Below are 26,101 nucleotides of genomic sequence, written 5' to 3' on the forward strand. Positions count from 1 at the left end.
ACAGGCGGTCACAGGTTGTTATGAGAGTGCGTCCAACGGGGAGCCAGGTTGCCCGTGGGGCCTCAGTGAGGACGCGGCGAGGGGGCCGGCGGGCAGGCGTCAGCGGCACCGCGAGCCGGGGGCGCGGGCGCGAGAAGGGGGCGGGAGGGCGGCGTCGAGGCGGGGGTGGACCAGGTGTCAGTGACCGGTGGCGAGCAGGATCACCAGCACGATCGCGCCGGCCGCCGCCGGGCCGATGATCTCGTAGCACCAGCGGACGATCGGCTGGGTACGGGCCTGGTCGTCGTCCGCCGGGTGCCGGTCGGCCAGCTCGCGCAACTCGGCCACCGCCTGGTCGGCCCACGCGCGTATCGGGTCGCCGTCGGCGGCGAGCGTGGCGGGCCGGCCCGCCCGGCCGCGCGGGCTGCCGCCGCCGAACGGGTCGTCGGCCGCCGCGCGGGCGGCCCTGGACGTCTGCCGGACGGCCCGCTTACGGGCCCGCACGGACACCGGGATCGCCCACAGCTGGAACTTGCGGTCGCCGGAGAACAGCTCGGTGGAGTAGGAGGAGCGCACCTGGTCCACCGCCGACCAGGGCAGCGTGATGGTACGGAACGGGTTGCGGATCCGGATCCGCTCCGCCCCCGCGTACACCACCGGGCGCACCGTGAAGGCGATGATCAGCGGGACGGCGAGCAGCAGGCCGGCCAGCGCCAGCCACGGTGTGTGCCCGGTGCCGCGGATCACGGCGTCCCCGCCCAGCCACCCGGCCAGCACGAGCAGCACGACACCGCCGCCGACGCCGGCCGCCGAGCGGTAGGCACGGTCGGCATACCGCGGCTGACCGGACTCGGCGGTGGCCGACTTGCCCGGGCGTTCCAGGTTGAAGCTCCTCATACCTTCGATTCTGCCTGACAGCTCCGACGGTCCCGGCTCCGCCCCGGTTGCGGTCCGGTCCCGTTTCCCGCCCCCGGACCGGGTGTGCCGCTCCCCTCAGGGGGTGGCGGGTCTCCTACGCGCGTAGATATGGTGATGTGGTGACCATGCCCTCCGTTGTTCCCGCATACGCCCCCGACGCCCCTGGCAGGCTGGCCGGCTTCGCGGACGCCACGGCGTCCGACAGCGCGCTGCGCCGCTTCCTGCACGGGCTGCCCGGGGTCGACGCCGTCGGGCTCGAAGCCCGGGCGGCCGGCCTCGGCACCCGGTCCATCAAGACGACGGCGAAGGCCTACGCCATCGACCTCGCCATCTCGATGATCGATCTGACCACGCTGGAGGGCGCCGACACCGCCGGCAAGGTCCGCGCGCTGTGCGCCAAGGGCATGCGTCCCGACCCGACCGACCGCGAGGTGCCCCAGGTCGCCGCGATCTGCGTCTACTCGGACATGGTGGCCACCGCCAAGGACGCGCTGGCCGGCAGCGGGGTCCAGGTGGCCTCCGTCGCCACCGCCTTCCCGTCCGGCCGGGCGGCCCGGAGCGTCAAGCTCGCGGACACCGCGGACGCGGTCGCCGCCGGGGCCGACGAGATCGACATGGTCATCGACCGCGGCGCCTTCCTGTCCGGCCGCTACATGGATGTCTTCGAGGAGATCCGGGCGGTCAAGGAGGCCTGCCTGCGGCCCTCGGGCGGCTCCGGGGACGCCAAGGGCAAGGGCCCGGGGTCCGGGGAAGGCGGCCGCGCCCATCTCAAGGTGATCTTCGAGAACGGCGAGCTGGCCACGTACGACAACATCCGCCGCTGCTCCTGGCTGGCGATGCTGGCCGGCGCCGACTTCATCAAGACCTCCACCGGCAAGGTGGCGGTGAACGCCACTCCGGCCAACACCTTGCTGATGCTGGAGGCGGTGCGCGACTTCCGGGACGCGACCGGTGTGCAGGTGGGGGTCAAGCCGGCCGGCGGCATCCGGACCTCGAAGGACGCGATCAAGTACCTGGTGATGGTCAATGAGACGGTCGGCGACGACTGGCTCTCCCCCGGCTGGTTCCGCTTCGGGGCCTCCAGCCTGCTCAACGATCTGCTGATGCAGCGTCAGAAGCTCAGCACCGGCCGGTATTCCGGCCCCGATTACGTCACGGTGGACTGATCATGGCCTTCGAGTACGCACCCGCGCCCGAGTCCCGCGCCATCGTCGATCTCGCGCCCTCCTACGGGCTGTTCATCGACGGCGAGTTCACCGAGGCGGCCGACGGCACCGTCTTCAAGACCGTCTCGCCGTCCACCGAGGAGGTGCTCGCCGAGGTCGCCCGGGCCGGGGAGGCCGACGTGGAGCGCGCGGTGGGCGCCGCCCGCAAGGCCTTCGTGAAGTGGTCCGCGCTGCCCGGCGCCGAGCGCGGCAAATACCTGTTCCGGATCGCCCGCATCCTCCAGGAGCGGGCCCGCGAGCTGGCCGTGCTGGAATCGCTGGACAACGGCAAGCCGATCCGCGAGACCCGCGACATCGATCTGCCGCTGGTGGCGGCGCACTTCTTCTACTACGCCGGCTGGGCGGACAAGCTGCGGCACGCGGGCTACGGCCCCGATCCGCGCCCGCTGGGCGTGGCGGCCCAGATCATCCCGTGGAACTTCCCGCTGCTGATGCTGTCCTGGAAGATCGCGCCGGCCCTGGCCACCGGCAACACGGTGGTGCTCAAGCCGGCCGAGACCACTCCGCTGTCCGCGCTGTTCTTCGCCGATGTCTGCCGCCAGGCGGGCCTGCCGCGCGGTGTGGTCAACATCCTGACCGGCTACGGGGACGCGGGCGCCGCCCTGGTCGCCCATCCGGACGTGGACAAGGTCGCGTTCACCGGTTCCACCGAGGTCGGCCGGGCCATCGCCCGCGAGGTCGCGGGCAGCGCCAAGAAGGTCACCCTGGAGCTGGGCGGCAAGGCGGCGAACATCGTCTTCGACGACGCCCCGATCGACCAGGCCGTCGAGGGCATCGTCAACGGCATCTTCTTCAACCAGGGCCATGTCTGCTGCGCCGGTTCCCGGCTGCTGGTCCAGGAGTCGGTGCGCGACGAGGTGCTGGACGCGCTCAAGCGCCGGATGGCCACGCTGCGGGTGGGCGACCCGCTGGACAAGAACACCGACATCGGCGCGATCAACTCCGCGGAGCAGCTGGCCCGGATCACCGCGCTGGCCGAGGCGGGCGAGCAGGAGGGCGCGGAGCGCTGGGCGCCGCCGTGCGAACTGCCGTCGGCCGGCTACTGGTTCCCGCCCACCCTGTTCACCGGCGTCACCCAGGCACACCGGATAGCCCGCGAGGAGATCTTCGGCCCGGTGCTGTCGGTGCTGACCTTCCGCACCCCGGCCGAGGCGGTGGAGAAGGCCAACAACACGCCGTACGGCCTGTCGGCCGGCATCTGGACGGAGAAGGGCTCGCGCATCCTGTCGATGGCGAGCAAGCTGCGGGCCGGGGTGGTGTGGGCCAATACGTTCAACAAGTTCGACCCGACCTCGCCGTTCGGCGGTTACAAGGAGTCCGGTTACGGCCGGGAGGGCGGCCGGCACGGCCTGGAGGGGTATCTCTCCGGGGCGGCCGAGCCGGTGAAAGAGCGCGGTGAGCGCGGTGGGCGCAGTGAGCGCGGCGAGGGAGAAGGCGGGCGCGACCGATGAAGGCTTCCGAGAACAAGGGCGAGTTCGCGCGGCTGAGTGTGTTCAAGACCTACAAGCTGTACGTCGGGGGGAAGTTCCCGCGTTCCGAGAGCGGCCGGGTGTACGAGGTGACGGACTCCAGGAGCGGGGACTGGCTGGCCAACGCCCCGCTGTCGTCCCGCAAGGACGCGCGGGACGCCGTGGTCGCCGCCCGCAAGGCGGTGCCCGGCTGGTCGGGCGCGACCGCGTACAACCGGGGACAGGTGCTCTACCGCGTCGCGGAGATGCTCGAGGGGCGCCGCGAGCAGTTCGCCCGCGAGGTCGCGGAGGCGGACGGGCTGTCCAGGGCGAAGGCGGCTGCCGTGGTGGACGCGGCGGTGGACCGCTGGGTCTGGTACGCGGGCTGGACCGACAAGATCGCCCAGGTGGTCGGCGGCGCCAACCCGGTGGCCGGCCCCTACTTCAACCTCTCCACGCCCGAGCCGACCGGTGTCGTCGCCGTCCTGGCCCCGCAGGACTCCTCGTTCCTGGGGCTGGTCTCGGTGCTGGCCCCGGTGATCGCCACCGGCAACACCGCGGTGGTCGTGGCCGCCGAGCGCGCCCCGCTCCCCGCGCTGTCCCTCGGCGAGGTCCTGGCCACCTCCGACGTCCCGGCCGGCGTGGTCAACATCCTCTCCGGCCGCACCGCGGAACTCGCCGGGCCCCTGGCCTCGCACCAGGACGTCAACGCCCTCGACCTCACCGGCGCCCCCGCCGACCTGGCCACCGAGCTCGAACGGGCCGCGGCCGACAACCTGAAACGCGTCCGCCGCCCCTCCCCCACCGAGGACTGGACCGCCGACCCGGGCACGGGCCGGCTGACGGCGTGGCTGGAGACGAAGACGGTGTGGCACCCGATGGGGGTGTAGCGGCCAGCCACGGGTTACGGAGTTGCCAGCGCGTCATACGCCGTCATACGGTTGGTTCGTGGCAAAGACACGAGTGACGCTGACGCTGGAAAGCGACGAGGACGCGGCTGTGCGCGCCGCCGCCGAGGAGGAGGGGCTGGATCTTTCCGCCTTCCTCCGGGTGGCGGCGCTGGCCGAGGTGGCCCGGATCAGTCGGACGAGGGCCAGGTTCGCCGAGGTGGACGAGGTGAGCCGCGCTGCCGAGGAGGCACAAGCAGAGCAGTCGTCCGACGCGTCCCCAGCCGCCGACGCGGCGATGGACGCCTATCTGGACGCGATCGACAGCGCCCTCACCCGGCGGGGCGGCGGTGCCGCCGCGTGACCGTCTTCGTCTACGACACGGGCGCGCTGATCGCACTGGAGCGGAAGGACCCGGAGACACATCGTTTCCACGAGCGACTGGTGGCCAGACCGGGCACGCATCCCCCGGTCGTCCTCGTGCCAGTCCTCGCCCAGGCATGGCGACCGCGGCCCGGCCACTGGACGCCGTTGTCCAGGGTGCTGCCGACCTGCACGGTGTTCGCCGCCGAACCGGGCGTGCCCAGCTGCGGCGTCTGCCAGTCCGGGCACACCACCGACGACGCGAAACGGGCCGGCGTCTGCGCGTCCCGGGCCGCCCTCCCCGCCAAGAAGCGCCCGGACGCGGTGGACGCGCTGGTCACCGTGATCGCGGCCCGGCACGAACAGGCCGTGATCCTCACCTCCGATCCCGACGACCTGTGCGCCTACCGCGACGCGCTGGGCCTGGCGGGCGAGGGGGTCTCGGTACTCCCGGTGGCCGCGCTGGCGGAGTTCCGCTCGGGCAAGCCGACCCTGCTCTGAGCGCGCGAAGGACGCGACCCGCCCTGGCGGCGGGGCGCCGGTCAGTGCGGCAGCAGCCCCGTCAGCGGTCCCACCAGGGGCAGCGTGCCGAGGGAGCCGCCGCTGGTGATCGGGTTGGTGACCGCGGCGGTGGAGATCGGGCGGAAGTCGGCGATCTGGGAGCCCACCGCGTTGGTGAGCGGGTCGACGGAGGTGTTCGACAGCGGGTCGAGGCGCAGGTCGCGGACCGGGGCGATGGCGTAGCCGAGGGCGCCGGTGACGTACTGGGTGGGGAGCGCCTGGATCGGCAGCGCGTCGGTCACCGTCCCGGTGGGCAGCGAGCCGAGCGGGTCGGCGGTGGCAGCGGCGGCGACACCGGACGGCAGGGCGGCCACCGCGGCCGCGGTGGCGGTCAGGACGAGGACAGTGCGGGCGGTACGCGCGGTGCGCACGGTTCGGGGTGCAGACATGGACCACAGAGTAACGTAATGACCGCGTAGGGTAGTTGTGCACGGCGGCTCGTGCCCGGCACGGGTCGTACGGGAGAATCGTTTTCCGTGAGTTCACCTTTCGCCCGTGTCGTGCTGCTGGCCGGCCCGTCCGGCTCCGGCAAGTCGTCGCTCGCCGCCCGCAGCGGCCTGCCCGTGCTCGTCCTCGACGACTTCTACAAGGACGCCGGCGATCCGACGCTGCCGACCCTGCCCGGCTCGGCGGCCGTGGACTGGGACGCCCCCGCGTCGTGGAACGCGGACGCCGCCGTCGCGGCCGTCGCCGAACTGTGCGCCCGGGGCGCGGCGGACACCCCGGTGTACGACATAGCCGCGAGCGCCGCGACCGGCCGGAACCGGCTCGATCTGCGCGGGGCCCCGGTGTTCGTCGCCGAGGGCATCTTCGCCGCCGAGATCGCCGGGCGCTGCCGCGAGCTGGGGCTGGTCGCCGAGGCGCTGTGCCTGCGCGGGCGGCCGACCACGACGGCCCGGCGCCGCTTTGTGCGCGATCTGCGCGAGGGCCGCAAATCGGTGATGTTCCTGATCCGGCGCGGTTGGCATCTGCTGCGGGCCGAGCGCGGCATCGTGGCCCGGCAGGTGGCCCTCGGCTGCCGTCCGTGCGATCAGGACGAGGCCAGGGACCGGATCAGCGCGGTGTCCGGCGAGGCGCACCGGCCCGAACTCCTCTGCGGGCCCTGCGTCGTCGCGTGACCCGGACCGGCTCGGCGCGGCGACCCGCGAAAGCCGACGAGCCCACAACCGAAAAGCCCAAAGCCGAAGACCCCGAAGCCGAAAAAACGGGGCCGGACGGTTTCCCCCTCGCCGTCCGGCCCCGCTCCCCCCTTCCCCCCGTGCTCCCCCCGGCTGGAAAGTCTGTGCCGCGCCGTCGCGCCCCCGCGCGCCGCGCTGGTTACGCCACCAGTTCGCCGAACGCGTCTTCCTCGTCGCGGCCGAAGCTGAGCGCCTGGTCCTCGCGCATCCGCCGCAGCGAGCGCCAGATGCTGCTCTTGACGGTGCCGACGCTGATGCCGAGTATCTCGGCGATCTCCGGGTCGGTGCGGCCCTCGTAATACCGCAGGACCAGCATGGTGCGCTGCTGTTCGGGCAGTCGGGCCAGCGCCTGCCAGAGCACCGCGCGCAGTTCGGTGCCGCCCATCTCGTCGGTGTCCCCCACCGTCTCGGGCAGTTCCTCGGTCGGGTACTCGCTGAGCTTGCGCCGGCGCCAGGCGCTGATGTGCAGGTTGGTCATCGTGCGGCGCAGATAGCCGCCGACCGCGGCCTTGTCGCTGATCCGGTCCCACGCCCGGTATGTGGAGAACAGGGCGCTCTGCAAGAGGTCCTCGGCGGCGAACCGGTCACCGGTCAGGTGGTAGGCGGTCGCGTAGAGGGAGGCCCGGCGCTCCTGGACGTAGGCGGTGAAGGCCGCCTCCGCCTCGGCCCGCGCGGCCTCGGTCCGCCGCTCGTCTCGGCCGGTCAGGTCGGTGCCGTCGGCCGGGACCGGCCGGTCCGCGGTGGCCTCGACCGGTGTGATGTACGCCATGCGCTGCCGCGGCACCAGGTGCGGGGTCGCGGTGCGTCCGGTGCCGCGAACGTACCCCCGTCCGCTCGCGGCACCGGACATCTCGGCGGTCCTGCCGGTCTGGCAGGAAGGCACGGAGTGGACTGCGGTTCCGGTGGTGTCGTGCAGTGTGTTCATTTTCCCGCCCCCGTCATGGAACCTTCAGCGTCGTCCCGGGCGTCGCACCCGTTGTGCGGTGTGCGTCGCTTCGATGGGCACAAGACTGCCGGGCCAGTTTCATGGCACTGTCCGCCGAGTGTCACAGGCACGTCACAGAGCACCCCGGTACGGACCCGCGTCCGGCCGGGAAGCGCCCGGGAATGCCTCCGGGACGGACCCGCGACGGCCGCGGGGTTCATCGGCCTCCAGGGGTAGGCAACAATGTCGGGCGTGCCTTTCCTGTTGCTGATCGAGGATGACGACGCCATCCGCACCGGTCTTGAACTCGGCCTGTCGCGTCAGGGTCACCGTGTGGTGTCTGCCGCGACGGGCGAGGACGGCCTGCGACTGCTCAAGGAACAGCGCCCCGACCTGATCGTGCTGGACGTGATGCTGCCCGGCATCGACGGCTTCGAGGTGTGCCGGCGCATCCGCCGCACCGACCAGCTGCCGATCATCCTGCTGACCGCGCGCAGCGACGACATCGACGTGGTGGTGGGCCTGGAGTCGGGGGCCGACGACTATGTGATCAAGCCGGTGCAGCCGCGGGTGCTGGACGCCCGGATCCGCGCGGTGCTGCGCCGCGGTGAACGGGACAGCACCGACTCCTCGGCGTTCGGCGCGATCGTCATCGACCGCAACGCCATGACGGTGACCAAGGACGGCGAGGACCTCCAGCTGACCCCGACCGAGCTGCGGCTGCTGCTGGAACTGAGCCGGCGGCCCGGCCAGGCGCTGTCCCGCCAGCAGTTGCTGCGGCTGGTCTGGGAACACGACTACCTCGGTGACTCTCGGCTGGTGGACGCCTGTGTGCAGCGGCTGCGCGCCAAGATCGAGGACGTACCGTCGTCACCGACCCTGATCCGTACCGTCCGCGGCGTCGGCTACCGGCTGGACACGCCTCAGTGAACGGTGGCCGCGTCCGCGGACTGCCCGGGTTGTTCCGCTGGACGACCAGCCTGCGGCTGCGGCTGGTCGCGGTCTTCGCGCTGGTGGCACTGACCGCCGCGGTGGCGGTGTCCGGGATCGCGTACTGGCTCAACCGGGACGCGGTGCTGACCCGGGCCCAGAACAGCACGCTCAACGACTTCCGCGACTCGCTGCAGCGCGACGCCGCCTCGCTGCCGGCCGAGCCGACCTGCCTGTCGCTGAACACGGCGGCCGACCGGATCGGCGGCCCGGACACGTACCAGGTGGTGCTGATCGACACCACGCCGGACAACCAGCCGTGCGCGGCGGCCTCGGACCGGGATGTGTTCACCGTCGACGATGTGCCCCGGTCGCTGCAACGCGCGGTGAACACCGTGCACAAGGACGGCGACTACCACCTGCACTGGGAGCGGATCTCGCTGCAGGGCCACCCATATCTGGTGGCCGGCGCGCGGATCAAGGGCGACGGCCCGACCGGCTACATGCTCAAGTCGCTGGACGCGGAACGCAAGGACCTCAACTCGCTGGCCTGGTCGCTGGGGATCGCCACCCTGCTGGCGCTGATCGGCGCGGCGCTGCTGGCGCAGGCGGCGGGTTCGGCGGTGCTCCGGCCGGTGCGGCGGCTGGGCGAGGCGGCGCAGCGGCTGGGCGAAGGGCATCTGGACACCCGGCTGAAGGTGTCCGGCACCGATGAGCTGGCCGAGATGTCGCGGACCTTCAACAACGCGGCCGAGGCGCTGGAGTCGCGGGTGGAGGAGCTGAGCGCGCGCGAGTCGGCCAGCCGCCGCTTCGTCGCCGACATGTCGCACGAACTGCGCACCCCGCTGACCGCGATCACCGCGGTGACCGACGTGCTGGAGGACGAGGCGGAGGCGCTCGACCCGATGATCGCGCCCGCGGTACGGCTGGTGGTCAGCGAGACCCGGCGGCTGAACGAACTGGTGGAGACGCTGATGGAGGTCACCCGGTTCGACGCCGGTACCGCGAAACTGCGGGTGGACGAGGTGGACGTGGCCGACATGATCTACGCCTGCATGGACGCCCGGGCCTGGGTGGACTCGGTGGAGCTGGACGCGCCCCGCGGTGTGCTGGCCACCCTCGACCCGCGCCGCCTCGATGTGATCATGGCGAATCTGATCGGCAACGCGCTCAAGCACGGCGGCTCCCCGGTGCGGGTGGCGCTCCGCCGGGAGGGCTCGCAGATCGTCATCGCGGTCTCCGATCACGGCCCCGGCATCCCGGAGGACGTGCTGCCGCACGTCTTCGACCGCTTCTTCAAGGCCGACGCCTCCCGGGCCCGCTCCGAGGGCAGCGGCCTGGGCCTGTCCATCGCGCTGGAGAACGCGCACATCCACGGCGGCGACATCACCGCGGGCAACAGCCCCGAGGGCGGCGCCGTCTTCACGCTGCGGCTGCCGGTACGCCCGAGCGAGGGGGACGGCGCGGACGAGTACGACGCGGCGGGCGGTCCCGCGGGTGAGGCGATATGAGGGCCAAGGGCTGGCAGCGGAGGCATGCGGGCGGCGCGGGTAGCCGGGCCGGTGCGAGCGGTGCGGGCGGGCTGACGTCGATACGCCGCCGCGCTCGTCCGTATACGGTCGCGGGGCGCAGTGGTCCTGGTAGTTCTGGTGGTCCTGGTGGTCCGGTCATGGGCGCCGGGCGTACGCGGACGGCCGCGCTGCTCCTGCTGGCCGCGTCCCTGCTGGCCGGCTGCGGAATCCGTTCCACCACCGTGCCGGTGGACGCCGGTCCCGCGCCGACCCGGGTGTCCTGCGCGGTCCCGAAGGCGCCGTCCGTACTGCCGGCCGGCGCGACGATCCAGCAGGTGTACCTGGTGTGCAGCATGCAGATCACCCCGGTGCCGCGCGCGGTGGCCCTGCCGGACAGCGGGGCCGACACGGACGGCGTCGCCTCGGGCCTGATCGGGGAGTTGCAGAAAAGCCCGGGCACCGAGGAGACCGCGGCCGGCTTCTCCACCACCGTGCCGGGCAACGCCCTGTATCTGGAGACGCCGCCGGCCAGCGCCCCCAAGGGCACGCTGTGGTTCAGCGCCGCGCTGGACGACCTGCCCTCCTTCGCGCTGGCGCAGATCGTCTGCACTCTCACCGGCAATCCGCGGATCGCCCCGGACCACGCGGTGCTGCTCGGTTCCCGCGGCTCGGACGAGGTCCGCCGCTACACCTGCACCGACGACCTGCGCACCCGCCCGGAGGCGGCGGACACCGCGGGCACCCCGGTGCACTGACCTTCGGACCCGGCCGTCGACCCGCCGCTCGGCGGAGGACGGGATTCCGTTCGGGCGGGAACCGTGGGGTGGGGTGTGGCGTCCTTGACAGCGTGCGGCACGATGGCTCCATGATCAGGGTGCGCGCGGCCGGGTTGCTGCTGTCCGCCGCGTATCTCGCGTTCGTCGGCTGGATGCTGCTGCGGCCGCACTACGTGCCCTGGGTGTCGGCGCCCAACCTCCGCCCGCTGAGCACGATCCGGGCCGACCTGGGCATGGGCGCCCCGGAGGCGGCCCGGCGGATCGGCGCGGGGCTCGCGCTGCTGGCGCCGCTCGGTGTGCTGCTGCCGATGGCGGGCGGCCGGATCCGCGCCTCCGGTTTCGCGTCCTTCGCCCGCACCGTCTTCGCGGCGCTGATGGTGTCGCTCTCGCTGGAGTTCACCCAGACCCTGGTGCCCGGTCAGCTCTTCGACGTGGACGCGCTGCTGCTCAACACCCTCGGGGTGGCGCTGGCGCATCTGCTGGTGGTGCCGCCGGTCCGGCGGCGGCTGCGGCGCCGCGAGGAGGCCGCGGCCGCGTCGCCGAAGCGGGAGCGCGCGACAGCCGATTCCACGCCGTAGACGGTCCTGACCGGCCCCGGCGTACGGACGAGAGCCTCGGATACGGTGCCGGGCGCCGGTGCCGGGCCGCACCCCGGCCGCCTTATGGGCAGGGGGCGAGGCCCGCGCCCGCGGGGCCCGGACGGACGGCGCCGCCGCAGCCGGTCTCAGCCGCCGAGGACGCTGCTGCCGACCGGGAGGCCGCCGAGGAGCTGGCCGACCGGGGCGACCTGGTTGCCGGAGAGGTGGTTGCCCGAGGGCAGCAGGCTCGCCGGGTTGCCCGGGAGTGCGGCAGAGCCGTGGGTGAGCGCCTGCTTGGTGCCCGCGGCGGTGGAGGCGGCGCCGGGGAGCAGCTTGGTCGTCTGCCCCAGCGGGAGCGAGCCGAGCGCGCCGCTGGTCAGGTCGGCGGCGGAGGCGGTGCCCGCCGCGGCGGCCGCGGCGACCAGGCCGAGCGCGGCGGTGGTCAGGGTCTTCTTGGTTCGGGTCTGCATACTGCGGAACGTAGTCAGCCGGTCACGCCACCCGCAACCGGCGCGGCGCGCTCCCGGGACCGCCGGCCCGCACCGGCCGGACCTGCCCCGATCAGCCCGCTTCGAGCACGGAACCGCTGGCCAGGTGCGGTAGGGCGCCGCCCGGCGCGAAGAGCCACTCGGCCTTCAACTCGGCGTACCCGGGCTTGATGACCTCGTTGATCATGGCCAGACGTTCGTCAAAAGGGATGAATGCCGATTTCATCGCATTGACGGTGAACCACTGCATGTCGTCCAGGGTGTAGTCGAACGCGTCGACCAGGTGCGCGAACTCGGCGCTCATGCTCGTGCCGGACATCAGGCGGTTGTCGGTGTTGACGGTGACCCGGAAGTGCAGCCGGCGCAGCAGCCCGATCGGATGCTCGGCGTAGGAGGCGGCGACCCCGGTCTGGAGGTTGGAGCTCGGGCACATCTCCAGCGGCACCCGCTTGTCCCGGACGTACGAGGCCAGCCGGCCGAGCGTCACCTGCCCGTCCGGGCCCTGCGTGATGTCGTCGATGATCCGCACGCCGTGGCCGAGGCGGTCGGCGCCGCACCACTGGAGCGCCTGCCAGATCGAGGGCAGGCCGAAGCCCTCGCCGGCGTGGATGGTGAAGTGGTTGTTCTCCCGCTTGAGGTAGTCGAAGGCGTCCAGGTGCCGGGTAGGCGGGTAACCGGCCTCGGCGCCCGCGATGTCGAAGCCGACGACGCCCGAGTCCCGGTAGTCGTTGGCGAGTTCGGCGATCTCCTGGGAGCGGGCGGCGTGCCGCATCGCGGTGAGCAGGGCGCCGACGCGGATGCGGTTGCCGGCCGCCCTGGCCCGGTGCTCGCCCTCGCGGAAGCCGTCGTTGACCGCTTCGACGACCTCTTGCAGAGTGAGGCCGCCTTCGAGGTGCTGCTCCGGCGCGTAGCGCACCTCGGCGTAGACCACGCCGTCGGCGGCCAGATCCTCGGCGCATTCGGCGGCGACCCGGGTCAGCGCCTCCCGGGTCTGCATCACCGCGCAGGTGTGGGCGAACGTCTCCAGATAGCGCTCAAGGGAGCCGGAGTCGGCCGCCTCGCGGAACCAGGCGCCGAGCTTGTCCGGGTCGGTCTCGGGCAGCCCGTCGTAGCCGGTGGCCAGCGCGATGTCCACGACGGTGCCGGGGCGCAGGCCGCCGTCGAGGTGGTCGTGCAGCAGCACCTTGGGGGCGTGAACGATCTGTTCCCGGGTCGGGAGGCCCGGTTTGGGGGTCCGCATGGGGCAACTGTAGCCCCTACGCGCGTAGATCTCCCGCACAAAGCAACTATTTTCCACCCGGCCATACAGCGCACACCCCCTCGTCTGCGATCGTTGCGCCATGGCTTCGCAAGCATTACCGGCACGTGGCGCGCGGCTGGGGCGCGCGGTGGCGCCCGGGCGGGTGCCGCGCGCTCCGGTGCCCGCGTATCGGGACCAGGACCGGGGCGCGACGGTGCGCGCCGTCGTCCTCGCGCTCCCCGGCGGGGACGCGCTCAGCACCCGGCGCCGCTCCCCGGTGGCGGCGGCGGTCATGTGGCCGCTCGCCCGCCATCTGGTGCGCGCGGGTGCGGCCGAGGGGATCGCGGCGCATGTGGTGCACTACCGCTTCCGCGGCTGGAACGGCGGTCACGCGCACCCGGCGGAGGACGCCGAGTGGGCGGTCGGCGAGGCGGTGCGCCGCTACGGCGACGTGCCGGTGTGCCTGGTCGGCATCGACATGGGCGCGCGGGCGGCCCTGCACGCCGCCGGCCACCCGGCGGTGACCTCGGTCGTCGCGCTCGCGCCCTGGCTGCCCGACGACCCGGACCCGGAACCCGAGCCGGTCAAGCAGCTCATAGGCCGCCGGGTCCTGCTCGCCCACGGCACCGACGACGACTCCACCGACCCCGAACTCTCCTACCGGCTGGCGGAGCGCGCCAAGAAGGTCAACCGCGAGGTCTGCCGCTTCGAGGTCCACTCGGCCGGCCACGGCCTCCACCAGCACCGCGCCGAAGTCTTCGCCCTCACCACGGACTTCGTCCTCGGCTCCCTCCTGGAACGCCCCTATGCCCGCCCGATCGCCGACGCCTTGGCGGCCCCGCCGCCGCTGGGCCTGCGCATGCCCCTGGCGGCGGGCTTCGGCCGCTCCCTGAACCACTGAAGCGGCCTCCGGCGGCCACCCGGGGGGCGGCCTCGCGCCCGTCCCCCCGGGCGAGCTGTCGGGTGGCTAGGTCGGTGGGGACGCGGGCCTGTCGGTAGCGGTCGGGGGCGCCGCTTGCCAGGCCATGACGTCGAGGCGGCCGGTGTTGCCGAGGTCGACGTTCAGGGGGAGGGAGTGGGGCAACGCGCCCTGGGTCGGGGTGATTTCGACTGCCGCACCGGTGAGGGCGACGACGTCCGAGCGGGTCACCAGATTCCGCCACACCAGGGCGGCGGTGGCGAGCCGGCCGGGCGCGAGGGCGATCCGGGTCGGGCCCGGGTCTACGACGGCGCCGGCCCCGGCGACCGAGGGGCCGTGGTGGACGGTGACATGATAGGGGGCCCGGTGCTCGTCCAGTACCCGAACCGCCGGGTAGCCGCTGACCGTACGGGAAGCGGTCGAGCAGTTCACCACGCGCAGTTGGACCGCCCGCAGCCCCATCGCGCCGTCCACCGGGCCGAGACTCACCCGCAGTCCGTCGGTGGGGCAGGCCGGCGGCTTCGGCGTCGCCGGCCTCGGTGCGGCGGTCACCGACACCGCCGCACCCCCGCCCGGTCCGCAGCCGCCGGCCAGCACGACAACTCCCAGGGCCAGTAAGGCGCGTCCTCTTCCCCATGTCATCCGAAGATCGTCACACAGGCCCGGACCACCCCCGGACCACCCCCGAACGGCCCCCGGCCTCAGGCGATACGGTCCAGCACGATCGCGGCCCGCGCCGAAGCGGCCGCGTCCGCCGCCGAGATGGCGAAGGCATCCGCCAACGCCTCCGCCGCGTAGGGGAACTTCTCCGGGGTGTCCGTGTGCAGCGTCAGCAGCGGCTGGCCGGCCACCACCGGGTCACCCGGCTTGGCGTGCAACTCCACGCCCGCGCCCGCCTGGACGGCGTCCTCCTTGCGGGCCCGCCCGGCGCCCAGGCGCCACGCGGCGACACCCACCGCGTAGGCGTCCAGCGAGGAGAGCACTCCCGAGGAGGCCGCCGTCAGCACGTGCTGCTCCCGGGCCACCGGCAACTCCGCACCGGGGTCGCCCCCTTGGGCCCGGATCATCCGCCGCCAGACGTCCATCGCCGAGCCGTCGGCCAGCGCCTTGGCAGGGTCGGCGTCCGGCAGGCCGGCCGCGTCCAGCATCTCGCGGGCCAGCGCGAGGGTGAGTTCGATGACATCGGCGGGCCCGCCGCCCGCCAACACCTCAACGGACTCACGGACTTCGAGCGCGTTGCCGGCGGTGAGCCCCAACGGCACCGACATGTCGGTGAGCAGCGCCACCGTACGGACCCCGTGATCGGTCCCGAGGCCGACCATGGTGGACGCCAACTCCCGGGCGTCCGCGAGGGTCTTCATAAAGGCACCGGAGCCGACCTTGACATCCAGCACCAGCGAGCCGGTGCCCTCGGCGATCTTCTTGGACATGATGGAGGAGGCGATCAGCGGGATCGCCTCCACCGTGCCGGTGACGTCGCGCAGCGCGTACAGCTTCTTGTCGGCGGGCGCGAGCCCGTCCCCGGCGGCGCAGATCACGGCGCCCACGTCGCCGAGCACGGCCAGCATCTCCTCGTTGGACAGCGAGGCGCGCCAGCCGGGGATGGACTCCAGCTTGTCGAGGGTGCCGCCGGTGTGCCCGAGTCCGCGCCCGGACAGCTGGGGCACGGCCGCGCCGCACGCGGCGACCAGCGGTGCCAGCGGCAGGGTGATCTTGTCGCCGACGCCGCCGGTCGAGTGCTTGTCCGCGGTGGGCCTGGCCAGCGCGGAGAAGTCCATCCGCTCCCCCGAGTCGATCATCGCCGCGGTCCAGCGGGCGATCTCGGCCCGGTCCATCCCGTTGAGCAGGATGGCCATGGCGAGCGCCGACATCTGCTCGTCGGCGACGGTTCCCCGGGTGTACGCGTCGATCACCCAGTCGATCTGCTCATCGCTGAGCCGACCGCGGTCGCGCTTGGTACGGATGACGGAAATGACGTCCACGGCAGCAACTTCCCAGCGTCTAGGGCGATCTGTACTACGGCCTGTACTACGGCTGATATGAGATGCGGAACATGCGGGACACGCGGTACGGGTGGAGCCGGCCGCGGCGGCGGAACGCTCAGCGCTCCAGGTCCTCGGGCCCGAACGCGTCGGGCAGCACTTCCCGCATCGTCCGCACCCCCCGGACCGTGTCGACCAGCAGCTCCGCCCCGCCGTGCTCCCAGAGCAGCTGGCGGCACCGCCCGCAGGGCATCAGCACCGCGCCGCGCAGGTCGGAGCAGGTGAAGGCGACCAGCCGGCCGCCCCCGGAGGCGTGCAGCGCCGAGACCAGGCCGCACTCGGCGCACAGCGCCACCCCGTACGACGCGTTCTCGACATTGCAGCCCACGACCGTCCGGCCGTCGTCGGTGAGGGCCGCGGCGCCGACCGGGAAGCCGGAGTAGGGCGCGTAGGCCCGCTCCATCGCCTCCCGGGCGGCGGCACGCAGCGCGTCCCAGTCGACGGTGACGTCCGCCGACGCCGGTGAACCCGGAGTCCGTGGAGTGCTGCTCACCCGCCCTGTCCCTTCCGATACGGCATTCCGTCCGCCTTGGGCATCCGCAGCCGCTGCGCCGACAGCCCCATCACGAGCAGCGTGGCGACGTACGGCGTGGCCTGCACGACCTCGTCCGGCACGGAGTCGGTCAGCATGTACCACAGTGCCAGCAGCACCGCGAAGCCCAGCGCGATCGCCGCGCCGATCCGCGCCCCGCGGTAGAACTTCCAGGCCGCCATGGCGAGCAGCAGCAGCGCCAGCAGGAGCAGCAGCGCGTGTACCGAGGGGCCGCCGTTGCGCAGCTGGAGGCTGTCCGCGTATCCGAACAGCCCGGCGCCCATCGCCAGCCCGCCCGGCCGCCAGTTGCCGAAGATCATCGCGGCCAGGCCGATGTAGCCGCGCCCGCCGGTCTGCCCCTCCAGGTAGAAGTGGGTGCCGATGGCCAGGAACACCCCGGCCAGTCCGGCCAGCCCGCCGGAGATGATCACCGCCACGTACTTGTACGTGTACACATTGACGCCCAGCGACTCGGCCGCGACCGGGTTCTCGCCGCAGGACCGCAGGCGCAGGCCGAACGGCGTGCGCCACAGGATGAAGAAGGTGGCCACGAAGAGCACCAGCGCGACCAGCGTCAGCGACGACACATTGGTGACCAGGCCGCCGACGATCCCGGCCAGGTCCGAGAGCAGGAACCAGTGGTGTTTCTCCACCGTGCTCAGCCAGTGCGACAGCCCCGGCACCGTGAAGTGCTTGATGTCGGCGATCGGTGGCGACTGCTTGGGGGTGCCGCCCTTCTGGGCCGCCTCGCCGACGTTGAACAGGCGCTTGGCGAGGTAGGCGGTGACTCCGGCGGCGAGGATGTTCATCGCCACACCGGCGATGATGTGGTCCACGCCGAAGGTGACGGTGACGACCGCGTGCACCAGCCCGCCGAGCGCGCCGCCGGCCACACCGGCCAGCACGCCGAGCCACGGATTGGTCTGCCAGCCGGCCCAGGCGCCGAAGAAGGTGCCCAGGATCATCATGCCTTCGAGGCCGATGTTGACCACGCCGGCCCGTTCCGACCACAGGCCGGCCAGGCCCGCCAGGCCGATGGGCACCGCGCCGGACAGCGCGCCGGCCACCTGCCCGGCCGAGGTCACGTCCTCGGCGCCGGTGATGGCCCGCACCGCCGAGACCAGGATCAGGGCGGCGGCCAGGATCAGCAGGACGACCGGCCAGGTGAGCGTGAACCGGCCGGTCCGGCGGCCGCCCGCGCGGGGTGCCAGCGGCGGCGGGGTCTGGGTTGCGGTGGCAGTCACGCCGGCACCTCCTGCTTGTCTTCGGTGCCGGAGTCACCGGCATGAGTGCCGGCCGCGGCGAGTTCCGCACCGACCTGGCGCTGCTGCCGGGTCAGCCCGTAGCGGCGTACGAGTTCGTAGGCGATGACCACGGCGAGCACGATCACGCCCTGGATGACGCCGACGATCTCCTTGTCGTAGCCCTCGAACTCCAGGCCGTTGGAGGCGCGTTCGAGGAACGCCCAGAGCAGGGCGCCCACCCCGATGCCGATCGGGTTGTTGCGGCCGAGCAGGGCGACCGCGATGCCGGTGAAGCCGATGCCGGTCGGGAAGTCGGTGCCGTAGTCGTACGACTGGTTGAGCAGGGTGGGCATGCCGACCAGTCCGGCCATCGCGCCGGAGATCAGCATGCTGGTGACGACCATCCGCTTGACGTTCACACCGCTGGCCTGCGCGGCCGACTCGGAGCGGCCGACCGCCCGCAGGTCGAAGCCGAAGCGGGTGCGGGACAGGCCGAACCAGTAGAGGACGCCGGCCAGCACCGCGAAGACGATGAAGCCGACCACCGGGCCGGTGGCGGTGGAGAAGTTGAACAGGTGGCTGGAGGACGGCAGCGGCTTGGTGGACACCATGTTGGCGTTCTTGTCCAGGACGCCGAGCCGTCCGTCCTGGAGGAAGTAGCCGATCACGATGCCCGCGATCGAGTTGAGCATGATGGTGGAGATGACCTCGCTGACGCCCCGCGTCACCTTGAGGACGCCGGCGATCGCGGCCCACAGCGCGCCCACCGCCATGGCGGTGAGGATGATCACCGGGATCTGGATGATGCCCGGGATCGACAGGGCACCGCCGACCGCGGCGGCGAAGAAGGCCGCCAGCCGGTACTGGCCGTCCACGCCGATGTTGAACAGGTTCATCCGGAAGCCGACGGCGACGGCGAGACCGGCCAGGTAGTAGGTGGTGGCCTTGTTGAGTATGTAGACCTGGCTGTCGGACTTGCTGCCGTAGGTCACCATCACATTGAACGCGTGGAACGGCTCCTTGCCGGTGGCGAGCAGCACCAGCGCGGTGACGATCAGCGCGCCGACGACGGCCAGGACGGGTGCGGCGATCCCGAGGATCAGCCGGTCCTTGTCGAACTTCTTCATCGGTCCTCTCCCCCGGATCCCGCGGATTCGTCCGTGTCTTCGGCGTCTTCGGCCGCGCGGGGCTGTTCAGCCGCGCCGGGCTCTTCGGCCGCGCGGGGCGCGGGGATCCGGCCGGCGGTCTCGTCGGCCGCCAGGTGGCCGGACGCGGCGCCGGTCATCGCGGAGCCCAGCTCCTCCGGCGTTATCGTGGCCGGGTCCGCGTCGGCGACCAGCCGGCCCCGGTACATCACCCGCAGCGTGTCGGACAGCCCGATCAGCTCGTCCAGGTCGGCGGAGATCAGCAGCACGGCCAGTCCCTCACGCCGTGCCTCCCTGATCTGGTCCCAGATCTGCGCCTGCGCGCCGACGTCCACGCCCCGGGTCGGGTGCGCGGCGATCAGCAGCTTGGGCAGATGGCTCATCTCGCGTCCGACGATCAGCTTCTGCTGGTTGCCGCCGGACAGCGACGCGGCGGTGACCTCGATCCCGGGGGTGCGTACGTCGTACTCGCGCACGATCCGCTCGGTGTCGCGGCGGGCCGCGCCCGGCTCGATCAGGAAGCCCCTGCTGTTGGGGCGTTCGGTGACATGGCCGAGGATGCGGTTCTCCCACAGCGGGGCTTCCAGCAGCAGGCCGTGCCGCTGCCGGTCCTCCGGGATGTAGCCGATGCCGTCCTCGCGCCGCTTGCGGGTCGGCGCCACCGAGATGTCGGTGCCGTCCAGGACCAGGGAGCCGCCGTCGGGGATGCGTATCCCCATGATGGCCTCGACCAGTTCGGCCTGGCCGTTGCCCTCCACGCCCGCGATGCCTAGCACTTCGCCCTTGTGGATGGTGAAGCCGATGCCGTCCAGCACGATCCGCTCGACGCCGTCCGCGTCGACCGCGGCCAGCCGCAGCCCGTCCACGGTCAGCATCGGCTCGGTGGTGACCGTGGACTCGCGGGTCTCCGGCGAGGGCAGTTCGCTGCCGACCATCAGCTCGGCCAGCTGCTTGGTGGTGGTGTTCGCCGGGTCCACGTCACCGACGGTCGTACCGCGCCGGACGACGGTGATCTCGTCGGCCACCGACAGCACTTCGCCCAGCTTGTGCGAGATGAAGATGACGGTCAGGCCCTCGGACTTCAGCCCGCGCAGGTTGTCGAAGAGCGCGTCGACCTCCTGTGGCACCAGGACGGCGGTGGGCTCGTCCAGGATGAGGATGCGGGCGCCGCGGTAGAGCACCTTGAGGATCTCCACCCGCTGCCGGTCGGCCACGCCGAGGTCCTCGACCAGCGCTTCCGGCTTGACGCCGAGCCCGTAGGCGTCGGAGATCTCCCCGATCCGCTGCCGGGCCCGGCCGCCGATCCCGTACAGCTTCTCGCTGCCGAGGACGACGTTCTCCAGCACGGTGAGGTTGTCGGCCAGCATGAAGTGCTGGTGCACCATGCCGATCCCGCGGGCGATGGCGTCGCCGGGGTCACCGAAGCTGACCTGCTCGCCGTCGATGGCGATGGTGCCCTCGTCCGGCTTCTGCATGCCGTAGAGGATCTTCATCAGGGTGGACTTGCCGGCGCCGTTCTCGCCCACGAGGGCGTGTACGGTGCCCGCGCGCACGCTGATGTCGATGTCGTGGTTGGCAACGACGCCGGGGAAGCGCTTGGTGATCCCGCGCAGCTCGACCGCGTACGCGGGCGGGGGCGCGGACGCGGGCGGCGTGGGTGGACTCGTGGACGCGTTGATGGCGCACGCTCCTCGGGGAAAGGCCGGGGCGGTGTCGGGCGGTGGGGGTGAACGTACCGCGAGGCCCGGCGGGGTCGCTTCAGCAACCCCCGCCGAGCCTCGTGGTCAAGCACCTGTCATCGGATCAAGGTCGGTACAACCTCTGATCAAGCTCCGATCAAGTTCTGATCGACCTCTGATCAAAGGCGGATCAGGGTCACGGGGTGCTGCTGACCTTGATCGCGCCCGAGACGATCTTCTGCTGGGCGGCGTCCAGCTGGGACTGGATGTCGCTGATGAAGCCGCCCGACGTCGCGAGCGACACACCCTTGTTGGCGAGGTCGTACGAGTTGGTGCCGGTCTTCGGCTTGCCGTCGTGCACCGACTTGATCAGGTCGTACGTCGCCACGTCGACGTTCTTTATCGCCGAGGTGAGGATGCTGTTCTTGTACTTGGCCAGCGCCGGGTCCTGGTACTGGTCGGAGTCGACGCCTATCGCCCAGGCGCCGGACTTGCCGGCCACCGCCTGGATGGAGCCGTCACCGGACAGACCGGCCGCGGTGTAGATGACGTCCACGCCGCTGTCGAGCATGCCCTGGGCCTTGCCCTGCGCCGAGGTCGGGTCGGCGAAGCCCTTGGTGTCGGTCTCGTACAGGTACTGCCGGGTCACGGTCACCGACGGCTTGGTGTCCTTGACGCCCTGCGCGAAGCCGGCGTCGAAGGTGCCGATCAGGGTGTTGTGCACACCGCCGATGAAGCCGACCTTGCCGGTCTTGGTCTTCAGGGCGGCGGCGACGCCGGCGAGATAGGAGCTCTGCTCGGTGGAGAACACCATGCTGTCGACGTTGGGCGAGTTCACCACGGAGTCGACCAGGCCGAAGGTGGTCTTGGGGTACTTCTTGGAGATCGCGGTCACCGCGTCGCCGTAGGTGAAGCCCACCGCCACGACGGGGTTGTAACCGGCCGCCGCCAGCGAGTCCAGGCGCTGCTCGCGGTCCGACTCGGTCTCGCCGTTACTCGCGGTCAGTTCCTTCTTACCGAGTTTGAATTCGCTGCTAGCCTTGTCCATGCCGCGGGCCGCGGAGTCGTTGAAGGAGTGGTCACCACGGCCGCCTACGTCGTAGGCCATACCGATGCCCTTGGCCTTGCCACTGTCCGAGGTGGAACTGCTGCCACACGCGGTCGCGGTCAGCGCGAGCGCCGCGGAAACCACACCCGCGGCAGCGATCTTGGATACCCGGCGCAAGAGGGTCCCCTTCAGTTGGAAGCGCCCCGTCCGGCGCTGGCTAAGCCGGAGCTTAACGCGCGTAGATGTCAGGTAAAGACCGAATGAAGACCTGTTATCGGATCGACGCATTTCAGCCAGGTGAAGCCTCCGTAGCGGCTGCTTCACCCGGTGTCAGAAGCGCAGGACACCGCCTCGGGGAGCGGCTTTTGGCGCGTTTCCCGGCGGGCCCGGGGCCGGGGCTCAGGACAGCAGCGCGGCTGCCGTGAAGAGTTCGACGCCGACCGCGATCGCGCCCTCGTCCACGTCGAAGTCGCCCCGGTGCAGGTCGCGCGGCGTGGTGTCGCCGACCGGCCTGGTGCCGAGCCGGGCCAGCGCGCCGTGGACGTGCTCCAGATACCAGGAGAAGTCCTCGCCGCCCAGGCTCTGATCGGTGTCCTCGACCGCCGGGGCGCCGTAGCGCGCGGTCATCGCCTCGCGCAGCAGCTCCACCGAGCCGGCCTCGTTCACCACCGGGGGCACTCCGCGCTGGTAGGTGATCTCGCACTTGGCCCGGTAGATCGCCGCGATCTGGTCGATCACCTCGTGCACGAGGTCGGGTGCGGCGTGCCAGGCGCCCAGCTCCAGGCAGCGGACGGTGCCTTCGAGTTCGGCGTGCTGCGGGATGACGTTCGCGGTGTGACCGGCCTCGATCCGGCCCCACACGACGCTCAGCCCGGAGCGGGGGTCGACCCGGCGGTTGAGCGCGGCGGGCAGTTCGGTGGCGAGCTTGGCGGTGGCCATCACCAGGTCGGTGGTCAGATGCGGGCGGGCGCTGTGGCCGCCGGGACCGTCCAGGGTGAGTTTGAGCCGGTCGGCGGCCGAGGTGATGGGCCCCTGCCGCAGTCCGATCCGGCCGACCTCGACCCGGGGGTCGCAGTGCACGGCCAGGATGCGGTCCACTCCGTCCAGCACGCCGGCCTGCACCGCGTCCAGCGCGCCGCCCGGCATGATCTCCTCGGCGGCCTGGAACACCAGCCGCACCGGGCGCGGCAGCTTGCCCCGCTCGCTCATCCCGGCCAGCACCAGGCCGGCGCCGAGTACGACGCTGGTGTGCACATCGTGCCCGCAGGCGTGCGCCCGCCCGTCCACGGTGGAGCGGTACTCGACGTCCTTGGTGTCCGGCACCGGCAGCGCGTCCAGGTCGGCCCGCAGCGCCAGCCGCTTGCGGGCGGGGTCCGGGTCGTCGGGGCCGATGTCGCAGACCACACCGGTCCCGTTGGGCAGCACCTTGGGCTCCAGCCCCGCCTGTGCCAGCCGGGCCCGCACCTTCTCGGTGGTCCTGACCTCCTGCCGCGCCAGCTCGGGGTGGCGGTGCAGGTCGCGGCGGAACGCGATGAGCTCGGCGCGCAGATCCTCGGACAGCACGCTCGACAGCGCGGCGGGTGTCTCTACGGGTGAGTCGTCGTTCACCTCAGTCAGGGTATGCCCCACGCCCGGCTCCTCCTAGCTGGTCGGCACATTCACAGACCTGATCAGGGCCCTGCGGGCAGCCTACGACCCCGCGGTCGTCACCCGCAGCCGCTCGCCCGGCCCGCCGCCGGATCACCGCGGTGCGGGCGGGGCCCCGCGTGCGGTGGCCCGGACCAGGGGGTGGTCCGGGCCACCGCACGGCGGGACGGTGGAGGGTGGCGGAGGACTGGTGGAGGACGGCGGAGGACGGTCGCGGGCGGCCGGGCGGTCCGCGTCAGCCGGTGATCGCCGGGCCGCTGTTCGCGGCCATGCCCTGGCCCTGTGAGACGCCGCCGCGAGCGAGGTCCTGGGTCCACAGGACGCCCGAGTTGGCCTGGAAGGCGACCTCCAGGACGATGCCGGGGACGGCGGTGATGGAGGGGCTGGTGCCGGCCCGCATGCCCAGCTGCGTATTGAAGTTGATGTAGCTGCCCACCTCCCACAGCAGGCCGGTACTGGCCTGGAAGGCCGTCTCGTAACCGCCGGCCGCCAGCGCCGTGATGCTGGGACTGGTGCCCGCCGCCATCGCGTAGCCCTGGGAGACGCCGCCGCGGGTGAGGTCCTGGGTCCAGAGCACACCGGTGTTGGCCTGGAAGGCCACCTGGAAGCCGCCGGCCGCGGAGGCCGCGATGCTCGGGCTGGTGCCGGCCCGCATGCCCAGCTGGGTGTTGAAGTTGATGTAGCTGCCGACCTCCCACAGCAGGCCGGTGTTCGCCTGGAAGGCGATCTCGTAGCCGCCGCCGGCCAGCGCGGCGATGCTGGGACTGGTGCCGGCCAGCATCGGGTAGCCGAGCGGGGTCCCGCCGGTCTGCGGGGTGTATTTCCACAGCTGCCCGGTGTCGGCCTGGAAGACCACCTCGAAGGTGCCGTCGGGCGCGGCGGCGATGGCCGGGCTGGTGTTGGCCATCACCCCCAGCTGGGTGTTGAAGGTGAAGGCGGTGCCGTAGACGGTGAGGACCCCGCTGTGGCCCCCCGCGCTGTTCGACACGAAGGCCACCTCGAAACCGCCGCCGGGCAGCGAGGCGATGCTGGGGCTCGTGTACGCCCGGATGGTCTGGCCCAGGTAGCCGGACCCCGAGGGCGTCGAGGTGTGCAGCAGGCCCCCGCCCAGGTCGCTGCTCTGGAACGCGATCTTCGGGGTGCCGGTGACATTGCCCGCGTTGCCGTGGGTGACGGTGAAGTATCCGGGGCCGCCGATGTCGCTCGTGGTGGCGGTGCCTCCGCTGGGGTCGGCCAGGTCGATCGCGTTCCCGTTGGCCGCGGTCATATAGGCGCCGTTGATCGTGGTGCCGTTGAAGCCGGTGAAGCCGAAGTCGGGCAGCGGCAGGACCTGGCCGTTGCCGGCGTTGGTCGGGGCTTCCACGATGGCTTCGGCGGAGTTGTTGGGCAGGTAGGAGGACGAGGTCAGCACGGTGTTCTCGGTCCAGCCCTGGGTGATGTCGACCAGGCGCAGCGTGTAGACGTTCAGGTTGGCGACGGTGACGCTGGCGGTCATGTTGTCGCCGGGCGCCAGGTAGTTTCCGTAGTTGACCGGCGGGCTGGGCGCCATCTCGTACCAGCCGAAGTAGTGCGGTACGCCGCCGGAGCAGTCCACGCTCGTGCCGGTCTGCTCGACGTTGGTGAAGAAGGGGCCGCCCTGGGCGCCGTCGATCCCGACCCAGGTCGCCACCGCGCCGCCCGCCCGGCAGTCCACCCAGGGCTGGACCCAGTTGGACGACACGGCGGTGACGCCGTTGTTGGCGGTTTGCTGCGCGTAGCCGGACCAGTTGGTGGAGAGCTGACGGGGGCCGTTGACGACGACGCCGGGGCGGGCCGCCGGCCGGGCGGGCGTGGGCGCGGCGATCCGTGGCCGGGACTCGATCCGGGACCGCGCGGCCGGCGCGGTGCGGGCTGTGTGCCCGGAGGCGGCGGCGACCCCCGCGGCGGCGATTCCCGCCAGCGCGAGGGCCATGGTCAAGGCGACGACGACTAGCGAACGCAACAAACGCACTGGGCACTCCTCGACGTGGGTGGAACGACGGGGTTCGTGCTCCGCTCCACCGCTGGGCGCCGCAGGGCGGCCGCGCCGGGAACGGACGTGCTGCGGGTCACCGGGCGACAGCCGACCGGATCGCCGAGCCGAACCTAGCGGCGGCCACCGCCCTGGACAACGCACATTCCTGCCGTTGCCGACGGCGTTCTCCGCCACGGGAGGAGGCGCCGTCGCGAGCGTGCCCCGGGGAGACGCGTGTCACACGCGGCGATGTCACATCACGGCGAGCTGTCCGGTCATAGAGGTGTAGCCACCGACAACGGCAAGGGGTGCACCATGGAAGCCCGTTTGAACCTCCTCGACAGCCCGTTCGCAGCCAAGTCCCTGAGGCACATCGTCTCGGCGGGGCTGGCGATCGGGGAATCGACACTGCCGGCCGCGACCCAGGAGCTGATCAAGCTCCGCGCCAGCCAGATCAACGGCTGCGGCTTCTGCACGGACATGCACACCAAGGACGCCGCGCACGCCGGGGAGACCCAGCAGCGGCTCAACCTGGTCGCGGCCTGGCGCGAGGCCACGGTGTTCACCGACGCCGAGCGCGCGGCCCTGGAGCTGGCGGAGCAGGGCACCCGCGTCGCCGACGCGGCCGGCGGGGTCACGGACGAGGCGTGGGCGAACGCCGCCAAGCACTACGACGAGGACCAGCTCGCCTCGCTGGTGTCGATCATCGCCGTCATCAACGCCTTCAACCGGCTGAACCTCATCGTCCAGCAGCCGGCCGGCGACTACCAGCCCGGCCAGTTCGGCTGACGGGACGCGGCCGGTGCGATCGGGCACCGGCGGCAGGACGGCGCCCCGGACCCCG

At 72.0% G+C, this 26,101-nt stretch carries 26 protein-coding genes; 12 read left to right on the plus strand and 14 right to left on the minus strand.

Annotated features, from left to right (window positions below; all coding sequences use genetic code 11):
* Nucleotides 1–177: 177 nt before the first annotated feature.
* Complete coding sequence (locus ACFO3J_RS15040) at nt 178–876, minus strand: PH domain-containing protein (RefSeq protein ID WP_386429890.1); 699 nt, start codon at nt 874–876, stop codon at nt 178–180.
* A gap of 146 nt (nt 877–1,022) precedes the next feature.
* Between ACFO3J_RS15040 and deoC the strand changes: the two genes are divergently transcribed.
* From deoC to ACFO3J_RS15065, 5 genes are read left to right on the plus strand one after another with little or no spacing between them, the layout of a single operon-like run.
* Nucleotides 1,023–2,063 (plus strand): 2-deoxyribose-5-phosphate aldolase, encoded by a 1,041-nt coding sequence (deoC, locus tag ACFO3J_RS15045; RefSeq protein ID WP_386430221.1) that lies wholly within the window; start codon nt 1,023–1,025, stop codon nt 2,061–2,063.
* Between the two features lie 2 nt (nt 2,064–2,065).
* On the plus strand, nt 2,066–3,574 hold the full coding sequence (locus ACFO3J_RS15050; protein ID WP_386429891.1) for an aldehyde dehydrogenase family protein: 1,509 nt from the start codon (nt 2,066–2,068) through the stop codon (nt 3,572–3,574).
* On the plus strand, nt 3,571–4,461 hold the full coding sequence (locus tag ACFO3J_RS15055; protein WP_386429892.1) for an aldehyde dehydrogenase family protein: 891 nt from the start codon (nt 3,571–3,573) through the stop codon (nt 4,459–4,461). Before ACFO3J_RS15050 ends, ACFO3J_RS15055 begins: the two co-directional genes overlap by 4 nt.
* Before the next feature lie 58 nt (nt 4,462–4,519).
* Complete coding sequence (locus ACFO3J_RS15060; RefSeq protein ID WP_386429893.1) at nt 4,520–4,822, plus strand: ribbon-helix-helix protein, CopG family; 303 nt, start codon at nt 4,520–4,522, stop codon at nt 4,820–4,822.
* Nucleotides 4,819–5,322 carry a hypothetical protein gene (locus ACFO3J_RS15065; protein ID WP_386429894.1) on the plus strand — a complete coding sequence of 168 codons (504 nt, stop codon included), beginning with the start codon at nt 4,819–4,821 and terminating at the stop codon, nt 5,320–5,322. Before ACFO3J_RS15060 ends, ACFO3J_RS15065 begins: the two co-directional genes overlap by 4 nt.
* 41 nt (nt 5,323–5,363) lie before the next feature.
* Here the strand turns inward: ACFO3J_RS15065 and ACFO3J_RS15070 are convergent, their stop codons facing one another.
* Complete coding sequence (locus ACFO3J_RS15070; RefSeq protein ID WP_386429895.1) at nt 5,364–5,771, minus strand: hypothetical protein; 408 nt, start codon at nt 5,769–5,771, stop codon at nt 5,364–5,366.
* Nucleotides 5,772–5,858: 87 nt separating this feature from the next.
* Between ACFO3J_RS15070 and ACFO3J_RS15075 the strand changes: the two genes are divergently transcribed.
* Entirely contained in the window at nt 5,859–6,500 is a 642-nt protein-coding gene (locus tag ACFO3J_RS15075; RefSeq protein WP_386429896.1) for a hypothetical protein, read from the plus strand.
* Nucleotides 6,501–6,699: 199 nt separating this feature from the next.
* On the opposite strand, the gene ACFO3J_RS15080 is transcribed toward ACFO3J_RS15075, so the two are convergent.
* Entirely contained in the window at nt 6,700–7,485 is a 786-nt protein-coding gene (locus ACFO3J_RS15080) for a SigE family RNA polymerase sigma factor (RefSeq protein WP_386429897.1), read from the minus strand.
* Nucleotides 7,486–7,737: 252 nt separating this feature from the next.
* Here ACFO3J_RS15080 and ACFO3J_RS15085 point away from each other — a divergent pair, with 252 nt between their 5' ends.
* The 4 genes from ACFO3J_RS15085 (at nt 7,738) to ACFO3J_RS15100 (ending at nt 11,280) form a co-directional block, all read left to right on the plus strand.
* Nucleotides 7,738–8,415: a response regulator gene (locus tag ACFO3J_RS15085; protein WP_386429898.1), complete on the plus strand. Its 678-nt coding sequence runs from the start codon at nt 7,738–7,740 to the stop codon at nt 8,413–8,415.
* Complete coding sequence (locus ACFO3J_RS15090) at nt 8,412–9,926, plus strand: ATP-binding protein (RefSeq protein WP_386429899.1); 1,515 nt, start codon at nt 8,412–8,414, stop codon at nt 9,924–9,926. The genes ACFO3J_RS15085 and ACFO3J_RS15090 overlap by 4 nt, the downstream gene beginning before the upstream one ends.
* Before the next feature lie 158 nt (nt 9,927–10,084).
* Nucleotides 10,085–10,681, plus strand: a complete 597-nt coding sequence (locus ACFO3J_RS15095) for a hypothetical protein (RefSeq protein WP_386429900.1) — start codon at nt 10,085–10,087, stop codon at nt 10,679–10,681.
* A gap of 110 nt (nt 10,682–10,791) precedes the next feature.
* On the plus strand, nt 10,792–11,280 hold the full coding sequence (locus tag ACFO3J_RS15100; protein WP_386429901.1) for a VanZ family protein: 489 nt from the start codon (nt 10,792–10,794) through the stop codon (nt 11,278–11,280).
* A 146-nt stretch (nt 11,281–11,426) separates the two neighbouring features.
* On the opposite strand, the gene ACFO3J_RS15105 is transcribed toward ACFO3J_RS15100, so the two are convergent.
* On the minus strand, nt 11,427–11,750 hold the full coding sequence (locus ACFO3J_RS15105) for an ATP-binding protein (RefSeq protein ID WP_386429902.1): 324 nt from the start codon (nt 11,748–11,750) through the stop codon (nt 11,427–11,429).
* Between the two features lie 91 nt (nt 11,751–11,841).
* The gene (locus ACFO3J_RS15110) at nt 11,842–13,008 is read right to left on the minus strand and encodes an adenosine deaminase (protein ID WP_386429903.1); all 1,167 of its coding nucleotides are present in this window, start codon (nt 13,006–13,008) and stop codon (nt 11,842–11,844) included.
* 100 nt (nt 13,009–13,108) lie between these two features.
* On the opposite strand from ACFO3J_RS15110, the gene ACFO3J_RS15115 reads away from it, so the two are divergent.
* The gene (locus tag ACFO3J_RS15115; RefSeq protein WP_386429904.1) at nt 13,109–13,909 is read left to right on the plus strand and encodes an alpha/beta hydrolase; all 801 of its coding nucleotides are present in this window, start codon (nt 13,109–13,111) and stop codon (nt 13,907–13,909) included.
* A gap of 66 nt (nt 13,910–13,975) precedes the next feature.
* Here the strand turns inward: ACFO3J_RS15115 and ACFO3J_RS15120 are convergent, their stop codons facing one another.
* From ACFO3J_RS15120 to ACFO3J_RS15160, 9 genes are all read right to left on the minus strand, one after another.
* Nucleotides 13,976–14,569, minus strand: a complete 594-nt coding sequence (locus ACFO3J_RS15120; protein ID WP_386429905.1) for a DUF4232 domain-containing protein — start codon at nt 14,567–14,569, stop codon at nt 13,976–13,978.
* A 59-nt stretch (nt 14,570–14,628) separates the two neighbouring features.
* Nucleotides 14,629–15,909, minus strand: a complete 1,281-nt coding sequence (locus ACFO3J_RS15125; protein WP_386429906.1) for a thymidine phosphorylase — start codon at nt 15,907–15,909, stop codon at nt 14,629–14,631.
* A 118-nt stretch (nt 15,910–16,027) separates the two neighbouring features.
* On the minus strand, nt 16,028–16,462 hold the full coding sequence (locus ACFO3J_RS15130) for a cytidine deaminase (protein ID WP_386429907.1): 435 nt from the start codon (nt 16,460–16,462) through the stop codon (nt 16,028–16,030).
* Entirely contained in the window at nt 16,459–17,745 is a 1,287-nt protein-coding gene (locus tag ACFO3J_RS15135) for an ABC transporter permease (protein ID WP_386429908.1), read from the minus strand. The genes ACFO3J_RS15130 and ACFO3J_RS15135 overlap by 4 nt, the downstream gene beginning before the upstream one ends.
* Complete coding sequence (locus tag ACFO3J_RS15140) at nt 17,742–18,872, minus strand: ABC transporter permease (protein WP_386429909.1); 1,131 nt, start codon at nt 18,870–18,872, stop codon at nt 17,742–17,744. The genes ACFO3J_RS15135 and ACFO3J_RS15140 overlap by 4 nt, the downstream gene beginning before the upstream one ends.
* Nucleotides 18,869–20,569: an ABC transporter ATP-binding protein gene (locus ACFO3J_RS15145; protein WP_386430222.1), complete on the minus strand. Its 1,701-nt coding sequence runs from the start codon at nt 20,567–20,569 to the stop codon at nt 18,869–18,871. The genes ACFO3J_RS15140 and ACFO3J_RS15145 overlap by 4 nt, the downstream gene beginning before the upstream one ends.
* A 196-nt stretch (nt 20,570–20,765) precedes the next feature.
* Nucleotides 20,766–21,794, minus strand: a complete 1,029-nt coding sequence (locus ACFO3J_RS15150) for a BMP family lipoprotein (RefSeq protein ID WP_386429910.1) — start codon at nt 21,792–21,794, stop codon at nt 20,766–20,768.
* 222 nt (nt 21,795–22,016) lie between these two features.
* The gene (locus ACFO3J_RS15155; protein ID WP_386429911.1) at nt 22,017–23,225 is read right to left on the minus strand and encodes an amidohydrolase; all 1,209 of its coding nucleotides are present in this window, start codon (nt 23,223–23,225) and stop codon (nt 22,017–22,019) included.
* 274 nt (nt 23,226–23,499) lie between these two features.
* The gene (locus tag ACFO3J_RS15160) at nt 23,500–25,254 is read right to left on the minus strand and encodes a G1 family glutamic endopeptidase (protein WP_386429912.1); all 1,755 of its coding nucleotides are present in this window, start codon (nt 25,252–25,254) and stop codon (nt 23,500–23,502) included.
* 318 nt (nt 25,255–25,572) lie between these two features.
* Between ACFO3J_RS15160 and ACFO3J_RS15165 the strand changes: the two genes are divergently transcribed.
* A complete protein-coding gene (locus ACFO3J_RS15165) occupies nt 25,573–26,046 on the plus strand; it encodes a carboxymuconolactone decarboxylase family protein (RefSeq protein ID WP_386429913.1) in 474 nt (157 codons plus the stop codon).
* Nucleotides 26,047–26,101: the final 55 nt, after the last annotated feature.

The sequence above is a fragment of the Streptomyces polygonati genome (assembly GCF_042650325.1).
GTDB lineage: Bacteria > Actinomycetota > Actinomycetes > Streptomycetales > Streptomycetaceae > Actinacidiphila > Actinacidiphila polygonati.

Excerpts from the sequence above, each read along its gene's own strand:
- ACFO3J_RS15040 (WP_386429890.1), bottom strand. The coding sequence starts at position 876 with ATGAGGAGCTTCAACCTGGAACGCCCGGGCAAGTCGGCCACCGCCGAG.
- deoC (WP_386430221.1), top strand. The coding sequence starts at position 1,023 with ATGCCCTCCGTTGTTCCCGCATACGCCCCCGACGCCCCTGGCAGGCTG.
- ACFO3J_RS15050 (WP_386429891.1), top strand. The coding sequence starts at position 2,066 with ATGGCCTTCGAGTACGCACCCGCGCCCGAGTCCCGCGCCATCGTCGAT.
- ACFO3J_RS15055 (WP_386429892.1), top strand. The coding sequence starts at position 3,571 with ATGAAGGCTTCCGAGAACAAGGGCGAGTTCGCGCGGCTGAGTGTGTTC.
- ACFO3J_RS15070 (WP_386429895.1), bottom strand. The coding sequence starts at position 5,771 with ATGTCTGCACCCCGAACCGTGCGCACCGCGCGTACCGCCCGCACTGTC.
- ACFO3J_RS15080 (WP_386429897.1), bottom strand. The coding sequence starts at position 7,485 with ATGAACACACTGCACGACACCACCGGAACCGCAGTCCACTCCGTGCCT.
- ACFO3J_RS15095 (WP_386429900.1), top strand. The coding sequence starts at position 10,085 with ATGGGCGCCGGGCGTACGCGGACGGCCGCGCTGCTCCTGCTGGCCGCG.
- ACFO3J_RS15100 (WP_386429901.1), top strand. The coding sequence starts at position 10,792 with ATGATCAGGGTGCGCGCGGCCGGGTTGCTGCTGTCCGCCGCGTATCTC.
- ACFO3J_RS15105 (WP_386429902.1), bottom strand. The coding sequence starts at position 11,750 with ATGCAGACCCGAACCAAGAAGACCCTGACCACCGCCGCGCTCGGCCTG.
- ACFO3J_RS15110 (WP_386429903.1), bottom strand. The coding sequence starts at position 13,008 with ATGCGGACCCCCAAACCGGGCCTCCCGACCCGGGAACAGATCGTTCAC.
- ACFO3J_RS15115 (WP_386429904.1), top strand. The coding sequence starts at position 13,109 with ATGGCTTCGCAAGCATTACCGGCACGTGGCGCGCGGCTGGGGCGCGCG.
- ACFO3J_RS15120 (WP_386429905.1), bottom strand. The coding sequence starts at position 14,569 with ATGACATGGGGAAGAGGACGCGCCTTACTGGCCCTGGGAGTTGTCGTG.
- ACFO3J_RS15140 (WP_386429909.1), bottom strand. The coding sequence starts at position 18,872 with ATGAAGAAGTTCGACAAGGACCGGCTGATCCTCGGGATCGCCGCACCC.
- ACFO3J_RS15165 (WP_386429913.1), top strand. The coding sequence starts at position 25,573 with ATGGAAGCCCGTTTGAACCTCCTCGACAGCCCGTTCGCAGCCAAGTCC.